This window comes from Brucella anthropi (assembly GCF_046630315.1).
GTDB classification, from domain to species: Bacteria; Pseudomonadota; Alphaproteobacteria; order Rhizobiales; family Rhizobiaceae; genus Brucella; species Brucella anthropi_A.
In genome coordinates, this window is record NZ_LQBD01000002.1 from 1 (window position 1) to 14,123 (window position 14,123).

Below are 14,123 nucleotides of genomic sequence, written 5' to 3' on the forward strand. Positions count from 1 at the left end.
CGACTACATCGAGATGTTCTACAACCCCAAGCGCAAGCACGTCAGGAACGGGATGCTGTCACCCGTCGAGTTCGAACGGCAGCAGGAAATGTAACCCGAGGGCGTCCACGAAACTCGGGGCTATTCAAACAAATCCAATCAAAAATCCGCGCGACTTCAAAGGCAAGCATGCTCACGCGTGCCCCTCTACGAGACAGCGCGATCCTCTCCGTGACCGCCTCTTGCCCATAATGCTGCGGGTCGCACCAAAAAACTTACGATGTTGGCCCTTACTTCGGCGACAAGCGGTGCATTGGGCGAGAGCGCGTTGCTTGAAGGGGCAGATTCGTCGATTGCACACGCAAGCGGCTTCTCCCTGCTGTTCGTGGGCATTGATCTGCATGGACCAATTCGTCCGCCAGCCCCGTGCAGATAGAGGATGGTTTACATCAAATAGTGTGAACAGCATGCGGCGGGAAAGCTCAGCCACAGCGCATCGGATCCCAATTGCGCGCGCAGGCCAACGGCGACGCCAAGATGCACAGGATACATCGATATGAAAAGAATGACGAGCGGCCACATGACCTGATCATTCGGCCGCACCGTTCCGAGAAGAACCATCGATAGGCCGAAGACCTCAATATCGCATTTTCTGATGATCAATGGTCCGACACATCGTCACCATTCGAGCCGCAGGCGTGCGCCAAGTATCGCAAATCTTACGGAGATGCCCCCACCTAAAGGAAATGTACTCGAAATACTCAAGTCTGAAAATGTCAGGTCTATAAGGGAAAGCTCCTGCTGCGAATGATTGTGTCCAGCTTCATCGTCATAACTTCCTATCTTTCGCCTGTCGTACCAGTCATTCGCTTGGCCGCCCCAGATAGATGGCCATTCTTGCGGTGGCATTGCGAAGATGTTTCTCGGCAGCCTCTCCGGCTTTATCCGGATCACCGATTCGTATGGCTTCGTAGATCGCTTCGTGTTCGATCTGCACTTCGTCCATCAGTTGCGGTAGATGTGACCGGGTGTTGGCCCGAGCCTGCCTGATCACATGGCGCGCGCCATATTCAAGGTGTTTGCACAATGCGATGAAGTGCGGATTATGCGTGGCTACCACAATAGCATTGTGGAAGGCATAATCCTCCTCATCGCCCAGCCTGTCGCTGATGATCGCATATTCCAGTCCGATGAGTGCCCGCTTGACCTGTTTGAGATCCTCAGCGGTCCGGTTGATGGCTGCAATGCGCGTGGCGGCAACTTCAATGGCCACCAGCAATTCCATGAGCTGTTCCACCGACTGCGCTTCTTCCACGACAAGCGGCTGAATCCGGAAGGCTTTCTGGTTGCTTTCATCGATTACAAAGACGCCGCTGCCGGCGCGCGCTTCCACCAAACCGTCCAATTTGAGTTGGGAAAGGGCTTCGCGGACCACCGGACGACTGACGCCATATGCCACGGATAGTTCCCGCTCGCTCGGCAGTTTGGAGCCGATGGGAAATTCGCCATCGAGAATCCGCTTCTCAATCTGTCGAGCAATTTCCTCTGGCAAATGGCCAGTCGCGCGTCCCGAGCGGATGGCTGTTTCCGTCATGTCATTCCCTCATTGACTTCATTCCGATGGAAGTGGCGTCCCCTGTCAAGGATGGTAGAGCTGGTCTAACAAGTCAACCTGTCGCCCCCATTAACTCCATTTCGCATCAGTATTTTTTGTGGGCAAAATACCGAAAAATCTGCAATTCATCAAACAGTTTCAATATATTAAATAGATTTTTAAACTGGTAATGTTTCTCTATTGACCGGTCTTACCAGTCTGGAGTACGACTCTCGCCACTGGAAGGTATGGGAAGCCTTCGGAACCTAGTGGAGGAAAAATGTCCTTGAAAGTTTTCCTGCAGGCAGGTGTTGCCTGTGCAGCCCTGTCGCTGGCCGGTGCGGCTTCCGCCTCAGCCGAACCGTTGAAGATCGCCCTCGTTGAAACGCTTTCGGGGCCGCAGGCCTCGACCGGTCTTCTCTACCGTGCGGCGGTGCTTTATCAGCTGGGCAAGATCAATGAAGCCGGCGGCTTCAATGGCGAAAAAATCCAGATCCTCGAATATGACAATCAGGGTGGCCCGGTTGGCGCTGCCGACCGCGTGAAGGCGGCGATTGCCGATGGTGCGCAGATCATCGTGCAGGGATCGTCCTCTGCCGTTGCCGGTCAGATCACCGAGGATGTGCGCAAGTACAACCTGCGCAACAAGGGCAAGGAAGTCCTTTATCTGAACCTTGGCGCGGAAGCTTTGGAACTGACCGGCTCCAAGTGCCATTTCTACCATTTCCGCTTCAGCCCCAATGCCGCGATTCGCTTCAAGACCGTCGCGCAGGGCATGAAGGACAAGGGTATTCTGGGCGAGCGCGCTTATTCCATCAACCAGAACTATTCCTGGGGTGTGGATGTGGAGAACACGGTCGTCGCCAATTCCAAGGCGATCGGCTATGAGGTGGTCGACAAGACCTTGCATGAAGTCAACAAGATCCAGGACTTCTCGCCCTATGTCGCCAAGATCCAGGCCGCCAATGTGGACACGGTTTTCACCGGCAACTGGTCAAACGACCTTCTCCTTCTCATGAAGGCCGCCAGCGGTGCGGGCCTCAAGGCCAAGTTCGCCACCTCCTTCCTCGATCAGCCGGGCAATATCGGCAATGCGGGCGCGATTGCCGAAGGGCATATCGTTTCCACGCCGTTCAACCCGGAAGCCAATGGCGAAGCCACCATGGCCTTTGCCGAGGACTACAAGAAGGTGACGGGACACTATCCGGCCTATGTGGAACCGGCCGCGGTCTTTGGCCTCCAGCTCTTCGGCGAGGCGTTGAAGAACGTCAAGCCCGGCGACGGCAAGATCAACACCACGGATATTGCCCTGGCGATCGAAAACGCAAGCGTAAAGACCCCGATGGGCGATTACAGCATGCGTTCCGATGACCATCAGGCCAAGTTCCCGATGGTCGTTCAGGAAGTCTCCAAGGACGCCAAGATCAAGGCCGATGGCACGGAATACGGGTTCCTCCCGTTCAAGACCTTCACCGGCGACGAATCCATCGATCAGGTGCAGGAATCCTGCTCCATGAAACGTCCGGGCTGATCTGACAGCCCATCCTCCCGGCAGCGGAGCGGTCCCCATTTGCGGACCGCTCTCCTGTTCGAGCCGAACTTCCAATCACGGACCAGACAATGGATCAGATTCTCTTTGCCGTATTGAATGGGGCGATCTACGGATTGCTGCTGTTCATGGTTTCGGCGGGTCTCACCCTCATTTTCGGCATGATGGGGGTTCTGAACTTCGCGCATGCTTCCTTCTACATGATGGGAGCCTATCTCGCCTACACGCTTCAGCCGCTCACCGGCTTCTGGCTTGCAATCCTGCTTGCGCCCGTCATTGTCGGCGGCGTCGGCGTGCTGGTCGAGCGCTTCATCCTGCGCCGCGTCCACGCTTTCGGCCATGCGCATGAATTGCTGGTCACATTCGGCCTTTCGGTGGTGATCGCTGAAGTCATCAAGATTTTCTACGGGAATTTCGCCGTCGAATACCGTGTTCCGGCCGCCCTGCAATTTTCGGCTTTCGATCTCGGTGGCGTGAGTTATCCGTTCTACCGCCTGTTCATGGGCGCCGTGGCGCTGGTCATGTTCGCGCTTCTCTATCTGCTGCTGACGCGCACCCGCATCGGCATCGTCGTTCGCTCGGCGATCTATCGCCCGCGCATGGTGGAAGCGCTCGGCCACAATGTTCCGCTCGTCTTCATGGGCGTGTTCGGCGTCGGCGCGTTTCTTGCCGGTCTTGCCGGTTCGGTGGCGGGCGCGTTCTACACGACGAACCCCAATATGGCGCTGGAACTCGGCGTGATGGTCTTCGTGGTCGTCGTCGTGGGCGGGCTCGGTTCGCTCGGCGGCGCCATGCTCGCCTCGCTTCTGATCGGCATTCTCTCCTCGGTCGCCGTCGGCGTGAAAGTCTCCATCGCAAGCCTCCTCGATTATGTGGGCCTTGGCGATTATGCCCGCGAAACCGGCGGCGTGCTGACGCTGGAAGTCTCCAGCATCGCGGCCACCTTGCCCTTCTTCCTTATGCTTATTGTTCTCCTGGTCCGCCCAAGCGGGCTGTTCGGGGCAAAGGAGTAAACCATGACCATCAAGCAATCGGTCGTCGCGCTCCTCGTTGTCGCGCTCCTTGCCGCCCTGCCATATCTCGTCTCGGAATCGATGACGAATGCGGCAATCCAGATGTTGATCGCGGCCCTCTTCGCAACGGCTTTCAGCCTGCTGTGCGGACAGGCCGGCATGCTGTCCTTCGGCCATGCGGCCTATTTCGGCCTTGGCTCTTTTGCTGCCGTTCACGCCATGAACGCTTTCGGCGGCGAAGGTCTCCTGCCCACGCCGCTCCTGCCGCTGGCCGGTGCTGGCGTCGGCCTCCTGTCGGGCCTCGTTGCGGGCTGGTTTTCCACCAAGCGCACCGGCGTCTATTTCGCCATGATCACGCTGGCGCTTGCCGAGCTTCTTCATGCGCTCGCGCCTCATCTGAAAGGCACTTTTGGCGGCGAGGCCGGCGTGTCCTCATTCCGTATGCCGGCATGGGGTTTCGATTTCGGCTCGACCACGGAAGTCTATTATCTGGCGCTCGCCTGGGTCGTGGGTTCCATCCTGCTTCTCTACCTCCTCACGCTGACGCCCTTTGGCCGCGTGACGGTGGGCCTGCGCGAAAACACCCATCGCCTGCGCTTCCTGGGCTATAATGTCCATGCACTCGGCACCCTGGTCTTCGCCATCTCCGCCATGTTCGCAGGCATTGCCGGGGCCTTGCAGGCCATCAATATCGAAGCGGCCAATTATGTGGTCTTCGAAGCCGGCATCTCGACCGCTGTGGTTATCAACAGCTTCATCGGCGGCGTCGGCACCTTCTTCGGTCCCGCCATCGGTGCCGCCGCCATGACGTTTTTCGGCCATGTCACCTCTGATGTCACGCGCTCGTGGCTGCTTTATCAGGGCCTCATCTTCGTACTGATCATGATGTTCCTGCCGCGCGGTCTCGTCGGCGAAGTCGTCGAGCGTATCAGGAACCCGAAGGGCAGCGGCATTTCGTTCGGCCACGCGCTGGGGCGTCTTGTGGCGCTTCTCGTGACAGCCGCCGGCACGATCATGATCGTGGAACTGGTACAGCGCTTCTTCTCCAGCGATTACAAGGCGCTCGTTTCGGCAGGAAACTGGCCCGCGGTCACTTTCCTTGGCCGTGAATGGCTGCCCTTCGCCGTGTCCACCTGGCTGATCCCTCTGGCGCTGTTCGCCGCTGGCATCGCCCTTCTCACCATCGTCAATCGCCACAGGGCCAAAGCCAAGGGAGAGGCATGATGACGAAGGATATTCTCGTTCTCGATCACCTGAACAAGTCTTTCGGTCCGGCTCACATCATTCGCGGCGTCAATCTCGCCGTGCATGAGGGCGAACGCCACGCGGTCATCGGGCCGAACGGCGCCGGGAAATCCACACTGTTCCACCTGATCTCGGGCAATTTCGCGCCATCGAGCGGCAGCATCAGGTTCCAGGGCGAAGAGATTGGCGGGCTGACGCCTGCCGCCGTCAACCGCAAGGGGCTGGCCCGTTCGTTCCAGATCACCAACATCTTTCCGGGACTGACGGTCTTTGAAAACATCCGCCTGGCGGTCATGCGCCGCTACAAGGTGCAGTTCACTTTCTGGCGTCCCGTTTCGTCGATGAAGAAGGTGACGGCCGAGGTCGACAACCTGCTGGAACAGGTGCGCCTCACCGCGCGCGCCCGCACGCTGGCGAGCCAGCTTTCCTATTCGGAACAGCGCTCGCTTGAAATCGGCATGACGCTGGCATCCGATCCGCGCCTCATCATCCTGGATGAGCCGATGGCGGGCATGTCGCAGGAGGAGACCGACTATACGGTCGGCCTCATCCGCGAGATCACGCAGAACCGTACCCTCATGATCGTGGAACACGACATGGACGTGGTCTTCACGCTGGCCGACCGGATCAGCGTTCTGGTCTATGGCGAGATCATCGCCACCGGCACGCCGAAGGAAATTCGCGAAAACGCCAAGGTCCGGGAAGCCTATCTGGGTGAGGAGGCGCACTAATGGCTGCTGCTGAACAAAAAATACTCGATGTTCGTGAATTGCACGCGCATTACGGCAAGAGCCATATCCTGCAAGGCGTGACCTTCGATCTCAGGAAGGGCGAGGCGATCAGCCTGTTGGGGCGCAATGGTTCCGGCCGTTCGACCACCATGAAAGCCATCATGGGGCTGGTGCCGCCGACAAGCGGCGAAGTGCTTTTGAACGGCAGGAATCTTGCGGGCGAACGTTCGTTCAAAATCTGCCGCGCAGGCATCGGCTTCGTGCCGGAAGAGCGCGAAATCTTCCTCAACCTGACCGTCGATGAAAACCTGCAAATGGGTGTCCAGAGCGGCGCGCAAGGGGCGACCAAATGGACGGTCGAGCAGATGTTCGGCTATTTCCCGCGCCTCAAGGAACGCCGCAACACCCGCGCGGGCGCCCTTTCGGGCGGGGAGCAGCAGATGTTGACCATGTGCCGCACGCTGCTTGGCAATCCGCTGGTCATGCTCATCGACGAACCGACCGAAGGACTGGCGCCGAAGATCGTCGCCGTCGTCGGCGAGATGATCAAGGACATCAACCGGCAGGGCGTTTCGGTGGTGCTGGTCGAGCAGAAGCTCACCATCGCGCTGAAGGTTTCAAGCCGCGTCTGTGTGATGGGGCATGGCCGCATCGTTTTCGAAGGAACGCCGGACGAACTGACTGCCGACGAGAAGCTGATGGAGGAATGGCTCGCCGTCTGACGCTTAAAAAGCAAAGACCTGGAGCAGCCATTTTGCAAGCGGGAGAGAAAATATGACGAAGATGACAGCGCCTCTGGAAGTCGGTCTTGCCGTCAGGGATTTGAAGCGAATGCGCGCTTTCTACGAAGGTGCGCTGGGCCTTTCCTTCGTGTCCGAAATTCATGTCGGCGGCGAAAAGGCCAAAGTCGCGGCGATGAGCCCGGACGGTTACACCGTCATCCGCCTCCAGACGGCGAAAGGCGAGCGCATCAAGCTGCTTCAGCCCGATCGTCTGCCGGAAGCCGGAAAGGCTGAAACCGGCCTCATTCTGGAGCGCGCGGGTTCAAGCTATCTGACCTTCATCGTCGATGATCTGAAGGCATTGGTCGAGCGCCTGATCGCGCATGGCGCGGAGCCGCTGACGGGTCGCGATCCGATCGAGGTGCGTCCCGGCACCTGGCTTGCCTTTTTGAACGACCCGGAAGGCCACATCGTCGAGATCGTCCAGTACGACGACATTGCGGCCTATCGTTCCGATCTGGCTGAGGAGAAATAATCGATGAAATTCCCGTTTGAAAACCGGACACTCGTTCTCACCGGCGCCAATGGCGGCATTGGCCGTGCAATCGCCGAACTGTTCCATGCCTGCGGGGCCAATCTCGTCCTGACCGATCTGGACAGGGAGGGTCTCGATGCTTTCGCCGCATCGCTGGGCAGCCCGGAACGGATTGCCACCATCAAGGCCGATGCGTCGAGCGCAGACGATGCCGAAAAGACCGTGGCGCTCGCCATGGAACGCTTCGGCGGCATCGATTTCCTCGTTCCCTCGGCAGGCATCTATCAGGCAAAGCCCTTCAGCGAAATGTCGGATGCCGATTGGCACCGGACGATTTCGATCAATCTGGATGGCGTCTTCTATCTGTGCAAGCGCGCTTTGCCCGCCTTGAAAGAGGATTCCTCCATCGTCACGCTTGCTTCGCTCGCCGCCTATCGCGGCGCTTATGTGAACGCGCATTACGGCGCGACCAAGGGCGCCATGGTTTCCATGACCCGCGCGCTCTCGCGGGAGCTTGCGCCGAAAACCCGCGTCAACGGCGTGGCCCCCGGCATCATCGAAACCCCGATGACGAGCGAACTTCTCAAGACGCGCATGGATGAAACCATGAGCCAGACGCCGCTGAAGCGTCTTGGCAAGCCGTCCGAAATCGCATCCGTCATTGCCTTCCTCTGTTCACCCGCGGCGAGCTTCGTCACCGGCGAAACGATCCAGGTGAATGGCGGCATCTACATGGCCTGAGCCAGGGAAATATTGAAAATGCAACTTCTGAATGAAAAGCTCGTCCTCGTCACCGGCGCCGGCCGGGGGCTGGGTGCCGCGATTTCCTCCGGCATGGCGGAACAGGGCGCGCGCGTCATTCTCGTGGATATCGACGGCGCGGCAGCCAGGGCGCAGGCCGATGCGCTGACCGCGAAGGGCTTCATTGCCGAAGGCCATGCGCTCGATGTCACCGACCGCGATGCGGTCGCCGCGCTTGCCGATGATATTTTGAAGCGCTTCGGCGGCCTCGATGTGCTGGTGAACAATGCCGGCGTCGCCGGTCGCGCCGCCTTCGATCAGCCCGAGGCGGTCGAGGTCTGGGACCGCGTGATCGGCGTCAATCTCGAAGGCGCGTTCAATGTTTCCCACGCGCTCGTGCCCGCGCTGAAGGCGGCGAAGGGCAATGTGGTGCATCTGTGCTCGGTCGCGGGCTTTGTGTCCGGCGGGTCAACGGCGGGCTATGTCGTCTCCAAGGGGGCGATCCGCTCGCTGACGCAGGTCATGGCGCGCGATCTGGCTTCCCATGGCATCCGCGTCAATGCGGTCGCTCCCGGCATCATGATGAGCGAGATGGCAGTGGCCCAGCTCAACCGTCCGGGCGGCACAGACTGGTTCATGAACCGCGTGATGTTGAAGCGTATCGGCGAAACCAGCGAAGTCGTCGACCCTGTTGTTTTCCTCGCATCCTCGATGGCGAGCTATATCACCGGCACGATCCTGCCGGTGGATGGCGGCTTCCTGGCCGCATGATTTTATCCTGAGCATTCGGCGAGGTCCGAATGCCGCAAAACAAACCATGGAGCGGTCCAGCCTTCCCTGAACCGCTCCGGAGAGCCCTTGCTCCCGGAGATTGTCCTATGCCTGAATATAAAGATCTCGTTCCGCACAGCTTCTGGCGGGAAATCGTACCGACCGCGGAAGACCGCGCCGCTTTCGATCTGGCGCTCGGCGGCACCATGCTTTCCCAGATGCACCTGATCCGCGCCTTTGAAGAAAAGGTGCTGGAACTTGCCGGTCAGGGGCTGGTGCATGGCCCCGCCCACTCGGCAATCGGTCAGGAAGGCGGCGCGGTCGGCTCTGCCGTTTCCATGCGTCCCAGCGACCAGATCAACGGCTCGCACCGCGCGCACCACCAGTTTCTGGCAAAGGCGCTCGGCTATGTCGCGCAGAAGGGCATCGACCCCAAGGCCGCTTTCGGTGACGATATCCGCACGCTGGCGCAGCGCACGCTGGCCGAAATCCTGGGCCTGTCGCAGGGTTTCTGCCGTGGCCGCGGCGGCTCCATGCATCTTCGCTGGGCTGAATCGGGCAATCTCGGCACCAATGCCATCGTCGGCGGCGGCGTACCCATGGCGGCAGGAGCGGCATGGGCGCACCGGCGCGCGGGAACGGGCGATGTCGTCTACACCTATTTCGGCGATGGCGCGACCAATATTGGTTCGGTTCTGGAAACCATGAACCTCGCGGCCGCCTGGAAACTGCCGATCTGCTTCTTCATCGAAAACAATCGCTATGCTGTTTCGACCCATGTGGAGGAAGTGACGGCGGAACCGCGCCTCTCCTCACGCGGGCTTGCCTTCGGCATTCCGTCCTTCAAGGTCGACGGCATGGACCCGATCGCCGTCTGGCTCGCTTCCGAGGAAGCCAATGCCATCATGCGCGCAGGCAATGGCCCGACGATCATCGAAGCCGATGTCTATCGCTATTTCCACCAGAACGGCCCGCTTCCGGGCAGCGCCTTCGGTTATCGCTCCAAGGACGAGGAAGCCGAATGGCGCGGGCGCGATCCGCTCGACGCGCTGGCCAAAACGCTTCTGGAGCGCCAGGCGCTCGGCGAGGATGCGATCAAGGCCCTGCGGGAACGCAGCGTTTCGCTGATGGATGAAGTGGCCGGCGAACTGATCGAGATGCATGACGGCAAGCGCCGCATCATTCCTTCGCTCTGGCCGGAAGAAAGCTTCCGCGATTTCGGCCTGCGCGGCGATCTTTCGGAATTCGACGGCGTGCGCTTCGAAGAACAGGAAACCTTCTCCGGCAAGCTCTCCGAAGATGCGCGTTTCATCGATACGGTGGCCGATGTGATGGCGCGCCGCATGGAAACCGACGCGCGTGTCGTGGTCCTCGGCGAGGACGTGCATCGGCTCAAGGGCGGCACCAATGGCGCAACGCGCGGCCTTTCGGCGGATTATCCCGACCGTGTGCTGGGCACGCCGATTTCCGAAAATGCCTTCACCGGCATTGCGGGCGGCATGGCGGCGGATGGCCGCGTTCTGCCGGTCATCGAATTCATGTATCCGGATTTCATGTGGGTGGCTGCCGATCAGGTGTTCAACCAGATCGGCAAGGCGCGCCACATGTTCGGCGGCGACAGCGACATGCCGGTGGTGCTGCGCACCAAGGTCGCCATGGGCACGGGCTACGGCTCGCAGCACTCCATGGACCCGGCAGGCATTTTCGCCACGGCTCCCGGCTGGCGCATCGTGGCGCCTTCCACCCCGTTCGATTATGTCGGCCTGATGAATTCGGCGCTTCTCTGCCGTGATCCGGTTCTCGTGCTGGAGCATGTCGATCTCTACGCATCGAAGGGCGCCGCCCCTGCGGAAGATTTCGATTATTTCATCCCGCTCGGCAAGGCCAAGGTCGTTCGCCCCGGCTCCAGGGTGACGGTTCTGACCTATCTGGCCATGGTCGCGAAGACGCAGGCCGTCGTGGATGCGCTTGGCGTCGATGCGGAAATCATCGATCTGCGCTCTCTCGACCGTGCAGGCGTGGATTGGGAAACCATCGAAGCCTCGATCCGCAAGACGGGCAATGTCCTGATCGTGGAACAGGGCGCGTCCGGCACTTCCTATGGCGGCTGGCTGGCGGATGAATTGCAGCGGCGTTGCTTCGACTGGCTGGACCAGCCGATTGCGCGCGTGCATGGCGCGGAAGCTTCGCCTTCCATCTCGAAGGTTCTGGAAGCCGCCGCCGCCGCGCGTCCACAGGACATCGAGGCTGGCCTGCGCGCCGTCATGGCCGCCCAGGGCATGCCGATCCAGAACTGATGCAGAAGGAGACAGACAATGCCGGTTGAAGTCGTGTTGCCTGCCCTTTCGGCAGGAATGGAAGATGCAGTCATCGCGCGCTGGCTCAAGGCCGAAGGCGATGCGGTGAGCAAGGGCGATCTGATCGCCGAAGTCGAGACCGACAAGGCGACGATGGAGCTTGAAGCCGAGGCCGATGGCCGTATCGGCAGGCTTCTGGTGAAGGATGGCGCGCGCGCCAATGTCAATCAGGTCATCGCCGTGCTTTTGAAGGACGGCGAAGACGCCGCCGCTTTGGACGGCTTTGCAGCCGGGGCCAAGCCTGCGGTTGTAGCGGAAACCGCCGTTCCTGCCGTGGCTTCCCCCACGGCAGCGCCAGCCGCAACTGCGGTGAGCACGCCAGCCTCGGGCGAAGTGCGCCACAAGGCTTCGCCACTCGCCCGCCGTCTGGCCGTGGAACTCGGTGTTTCGCTGGAAGGTCTTGCCGGAAGCGGTCCAAGGGGCCGCATTGTGCGCATGGATGTGGAACACGCCGCCGCATCGAAGCCGGTTGCGGCAGCCGCCGTGGCCGCTCCGGCCTCCGCGCCTGCGGAAGCTTCGTCGAAGGCCATTCCGGTCGGGATCGGCGAATATGAAGCCATTGCGCATACGTCGATGCGCCGCACCATTGCCCGCCGCCTGCTGGAAGCCAAGACGACGGTGCCGCATTTCTACCTGAACGTGGATTGCGAGATCGATGCGCTTCTGGCGCTGCGCAGCCAGATCAACGAAAAGCGGGAAGGTTCTGAGCGTATTTCCGTCAATGATTTCGTCATCAAGGCGTCCGCCGCCGCCCTGCGCCGGGTGCCGGATGCAAATGTCGTGTGGACGGACGATGCGCTTCTCAAGCTCAAGGACGTCGACATTGCCGTCGCTGTGGCCACGGATGGCGGTCTCATCACGCCAATCATCCGCCGCGCCGACCAGATGAGCCTCGGCGCCATTTCGGCGCAGATGAAGTCTCTCGCCGCGCGCGCCCGCGAAAACCGCCTGAAGCCCGAGGAATTCCAGGGCGGCGGCTTCTCGATTTCCAATCTGGGCATGTATGGCGTGAAGTCCTTTTCCGCCATCATCAACCCGCCGCAAAGCGCCATTCTGGCGGTTGGTGCCGGTGAACGCCGCCCGATCGAGCGCAATGGCGAGCTTGCTTTCGCAACGATGATGAGCGTTACGCTTTCCGTCGATCACCGCGCGGTCGACGGCGCCCTGGGTGCACAATTGCTCGCGGCCTTCAAGGCCGGCATCGAGGATCCGATGTCTCTGCTTGTCTAGATCGGTTCCAGGTGGAGCCGATCTTTTAAATATGTCTTTATCCCAAAAGCGGTTTCCGTTTTTGGGATATCTGCCTCAGGAGCGATGCGATGACGATCACTGGTCACACGAAGGTTTTTGCGATTATTGCTGACCCGGTTCACCATGTTCGCACACCGCAGGCCCTGAACGCATTGTTCGCGGCGCGCGGTTATGATGGCATTGTGGTGCCCGCTGCTGTCCCCGTCAGTGAGCTTCAGCATGCAACTGCCGCGTTGCGTGCCTTCTCCAATTGGGGCGGTTTCATCGTCACCGTGCCGCACAAGACGGAAATGTCAGCCTTCTGCGACCGGCTGACGCCGCGCGCGGAAGCAGCCGGGGCCGTGAATGTGATCCGTCGCGAGGCGGATGGCAGCCTGGCCGGCGAATTACTGGACGGCGCCGGGTTTGTGCGCGGGCTTGCCAATGCCGGTCATGATGTGAAAGACAGGAACGTCTATCTTGCCGGTGCTGGCGGGGCTGCCTCGGCCATCGCCTTCGCGCTCGCCGAGGCGGGAGTTGCCAGGCTGACGGTGGTGAATCGCTCCAGTGAAAAGGCCGAACAGCTCGTGGCGAGGTTGAAGGAACATTTCCCCGCAGGCGTTTTTCTGTCGAACGGTACGCTTGTGGGGCATGACATTATCGTCAATGGCACCTCGCTCGGACTGAAGGAAGGCGATGCGCTGCCGGTGGACCCTCAACATCTTCAACCTGGAATGTTGGTGGCCGAGGTCATCATGTCGCCGGAGGTGACGCCGCTTTTGCAGGTCGCGAAAGACAGGGGTTGCTCCACGCATCCCGGCAAGGCCATGCTGGATGGTCAATTGACCGAGATGTTCGATTTCTTCACCAGGTAACGGTTTTCTATTCTGCAAGCAAAAGTGTCAGGCGCTATAAGACGAGTATTCGTATTCGCCCAGGAAATGATGGGGTCCATTTGCGACCATCACTGAGCAAAGCGTTTGCGGGTACTATCAGCTTTGCATGATCGCGGTGAAAGACAAGGGCGATCCAGCTTTAGCTTGAGCCATAAATTGGTCAGAACGTCTGCGATCCCATCCTCGCCGTCGAGGGGCTGCGCGTCGCAGACAATCTTATCTCTATCTTTGTAGGGAACAAAACGGCTTCGGATTCATTTACTTCCAGCGTTCTGTCCGTGAGTGATCGGATGGTTTGGCGTGTCCCTGTTTTCGCTCGTCAGAAATCGGGAGTGAGGGGGCAGATCGGTTTTCAACGATTGGAGTTCATGATGGGGATTTTCGATAAGATTAAGAACGCCATTTGGGGTGAGGCACAAGCAGCAACGCCTGAAACGGCAGCGGCCACGGAAACGGCAGCGCAATCCGCACCGACACCGACCGCTTCACCCGCCTCCACGGGCGCTGTCGATGTGGGTGCCGTTCTGGATGCCGCCGTTGCCAAAAGTGGACAGAAGCTCAACTGGAAGACGTCGATCGTCGATCTGATGAAGGCCCTTGGCCTCGATAGCAGCCTGGAACATCGCAAGCAGCTTGCCCAGGAGCTGGGTTATACCGGCGACACAGGCGATTCCGCGACGATGAATATCTGGCTGCACAAGCAGGTTATCCAGAAACTCAAGGATAATGGCGGCAAGGTGCCCGCCGGATTGTAATCAGG

14 protein-coding genes are annotated in these 14,123 nt (G+C 59.9%); 13 read left to right on the forward strand and 1 reads right to left on the reverse strand.

The annotated features are described in order from the left end of the window. Positions 1-94: IS3 family transposase (locus tag AVM02_RS01745; protein ID WP_297564976.1), on the forward strand; the 94-nt coding region annotated here is incomplete at its 5' end. A gap of 747 nt (positions 95-841) precedes the next feature. Here the strand turns inward: AVM02_RS01745 and AVM02_RS01750 are convergent. Further along, positions 842-1,573, reverse strand: a complete 732-nt coding sequence (locus AVM02_RS01750) for a FadR/GntR family transcriptional regulator (protein ID WP_411505305.1) — start codon at positions 1,571-1,573, stop codon at positions 842-844. 280 nt (positions 1,574-1,853) lie between these two features. Between AVM02_RS01750 and AVM02_RS01755 the strand changes: the two genes are divergently transcribed. The 12 genes from AVM02_RS01755 to AVM02_RS01810 all read left to right on the forward strand — a co-directional run bounded on the left by AVM02_RS01755 (position 1,854) and on the right by AVM02_RS01810 (position 14,118). Next, positions 1,854-3,104 (forward strand): branched-chain amino acid ABC transporter substrate-binding protein, encoded by a 1,251-nt coding sequence (locus AVM02_RS01755; RefSeq protein ID WP_411505306.1) that lies wholly within the window; start codon positions 1,854-1,856, stop codon positions 3,102-3,104. Positions 3,105-3,193: 89 nt separating this feature from the next. Then, positions 3,194-4,135, forward strand: a complete 942-nt coding sequence (locus AVM02_RS01760) for a branched-chain amino acid ABC transporter permease (protein WP_411505307.1) — start codon at positions 3,194-3,196, stop codon at positions 4,133-4,135. A 3-nt stretch (positions 4,136-4,138) separates the two neighbouring features. Beyond that, positions 4,139-5,359, forward strand: coding sequence for a branched-chain amino acid ABC transporter permease (locus AVM02_RS01765; protein ID WP_411505308.1), 1,221 nt, complete (start codon positions 4,139-4,141; stop codon positions 5,357-5,359). Beyond that, positions 5,359-6,111, forward strand: coding sequence for an ABC transporter ATP-binding protein (locus AVM02_RS01770; protein ID WP_411505443.1), 753 nt, complete (start codon positions 5,359-5,361; stop codon positions 6,109-6,111). The genes AVM02_RS01765 and AVM02_RS01770 overlap by 1 nt, the downstream gene beginning before the upstream one ends. Next, the gene (locus AVM02_RS01775) at positions 6,111-6,833 is read left to right on the forward strand and encodes an ABC transporter ATP-binding protein (RefSeq protein WP_411505309.1); all 723 of its coding nucleotides are present in this window, start codon (positions 6,111-6,113) and stop codon (positions 6,831-6,833) included. The genes AVM02_RS01770 and AVM02_RS01775 overlap by 1 nt, the downstream gene beginning before the upstream one ends. A 52-nt stretch (positions 6,834-6,885) precedes the next feature. After that, entirely contained in the window at positions 6,886-7,368 is a 483-nt protein-coding gene (locus AVM02_RS01780) for a VOC family protein (protein ID WP_411505310.1), read from the forward strand. Between the two features lie 3 nt (positions 7,369-7,371). Next, positions 7,372-8,109: an SDR family NAD(P)-dependent oxidoreductase gene (locus AVM02_RS01785; RefSeq protein WP_411505311.1), complete on the forward strand. Its 738-nt coding sequence runs from the start codon at positions 7,372-7,374 to the stop codon at positions 8,107-8,109. 18 nt (positions 8,110-8,127) lie between these two features. Next, complete coding sequence (locus AVM02_RS01790; protein ID WP_411505312.1) at positions 8,128-8,880, forward strand: SDR family NAD(P)-dependent oxidoreductase; 753 nt, start codon at positions 8,128-8,130, stop codon at positions 8,878-8,880. A gap of 107 nt (positions 8,881-8,987) precedes the next feature. Continuing rightward, complete coding sequence (locus AVM02_RS01795; RefSeq protein ID WP_411505313.1) at positions 8,988-11,177, forward strand: thiamine pyrophosphate-dependent enzyme; 2,190 nt, start codon at positions 8,988-8,990, stop codon at positions 11,175-11,177. A gap of 18 nt (positions 11,178-11,195) precedes the next feature. Beyond that, positions 11,196-12,467: a pyruvate dehydrogenase complex dihydrolipoamide acetyltransferase gene (locus AVM02_RS01800; protein ID WP_411505314.1), complete on the forward strand. Its 1,272-nt coding sequence runs from the start codon at positions 11,196-11,198 to the stop codon at positions 12,465-12,467. Positions 12,468-12,556: 89 nt separating this feature from the next. Further along, positions 12,557-13,342, forward strand: a complete 786-nt coding sequence (locus tag AVM02_RS01805; RefSeq protein WP_411505315.1) for a shikimate dehydrogenase family protein — start codon at positions 12,557-12,559, stop codon at positions 13,340-13,342. 392 nt (positions 13,343-13,734) lie between these two features. Continuing rightward, on the forward strand, positions 13,735-14,118 hold the full coding sequence (locus tag AVM02_RS01810; protein WP_411505316.1) for a DUF3597 domain-containing protein: 384 nt from the start codon (positions 13,735-13,737) through the stop codon (positions 14,116-14,118). Positions 14,119-14,123 lie beyond the last annotated feature (5 nt).

What these genes read in the sequence shown, in the direction of transcription:
- AVM02_RS01750 (WP_411505305.1), bottom strand. Translation starts at nt 1,573, where the DNA reads ATGACGGAAACAGCCATCCGCTCGGGACGCGCGACTGGCCATTTGCCA.
- AVM02_RS01755 (WP_411505306.1), top strand. Translation starts at nt 1,854, where the DNA reads ATGTCCTTGAAAGTTTTCCTGCAGGCAGGTGTTGCCTGTGCAGCCCTG.
- AVM02_RS01760 (WP_411505307.1), top strand. Translation starts at nt 3,194, where the DNA reads ATGGATCAGATTCTCTTTGCCGTATTGAATGGGGCGATCTACGGATTG.
- AVM02_RS01765 (WP_411505308.1), top strand. Translation starts at nt 4,139, where the DNA reads ATGACCATCAAGCAATCGGTCGTCGCGCTCCTCGTTGTCGCGCTCCTT.
- AVM02_RS01770 (WP_411505443.1), top strand. Translation starts at nt 5,359, where the DNA reads ATGACGAAGGATATTCTCGTTCTCGATCACCTGAACAAGTCTTTCGGT.
- AVM02_RS01775 (WP_411505309.1), top strand. Translation starts at nt 6,111, where the DNA reads ATGGCTGCTGCTGAACAAAAAATACTCGATGTTCGTGAATTGCACGCG.
- AVM02_RS01780 (WP_411505310.1), top strand. Translation starts at nt 6,886, where the DNA reads ATGACGAAGATGACAGCGCCTCTGGAAGTCGGTCTTGCCGTCAGGGAT.
- AVM02_RS01785 (WP_411505311.1), top strand. Translation starts at nt 7,372, where the DNA reads ATGAAATTCCCGTTTGAAAACCGGACACTCGTTCTCACCGGCGCCAAT.
- AVM02_RS01790 (WP_411505312.1), top strand. Translation starts at nt 8,128, where the DNA reads ATGCAACTTCTGAATGAAAAGCTCGTCCTCGTCACCGGCGCCGGCCGG.
- AVM02_RS01795 (WP_411505313.1), top strand. Translation starts at nt 8,988, where the DNA reads ATGCCTGAATATAAAGATCTCGTTCCGCACAGCTTCTGGCGGGAAATC.
- AVM02_RS01800 (WP_411505314.1), top strand. Translation starts at nt 11,196, where the DNA reads ATGCCGGTTGAAGTCGTGTTGCCTGCCCTTTCGGCAGGAATGGAAGAT.
- AVM02_RS01805 (WP_411505315.1), top strand. Translation starts at nt 12,557, where the DNA reads ATGACGATCACTGGTCACACGAAGGTTTTTGCGATTATTGCTGACCCG.
- AVM02_RS01810 (WP_411505316.1), top strand. Translation starts at nt 13,735, where the DNA reads ATGGGGATTTTCGATAAGATTAAGAACGCCATTTGGGGTGAGGCACAA.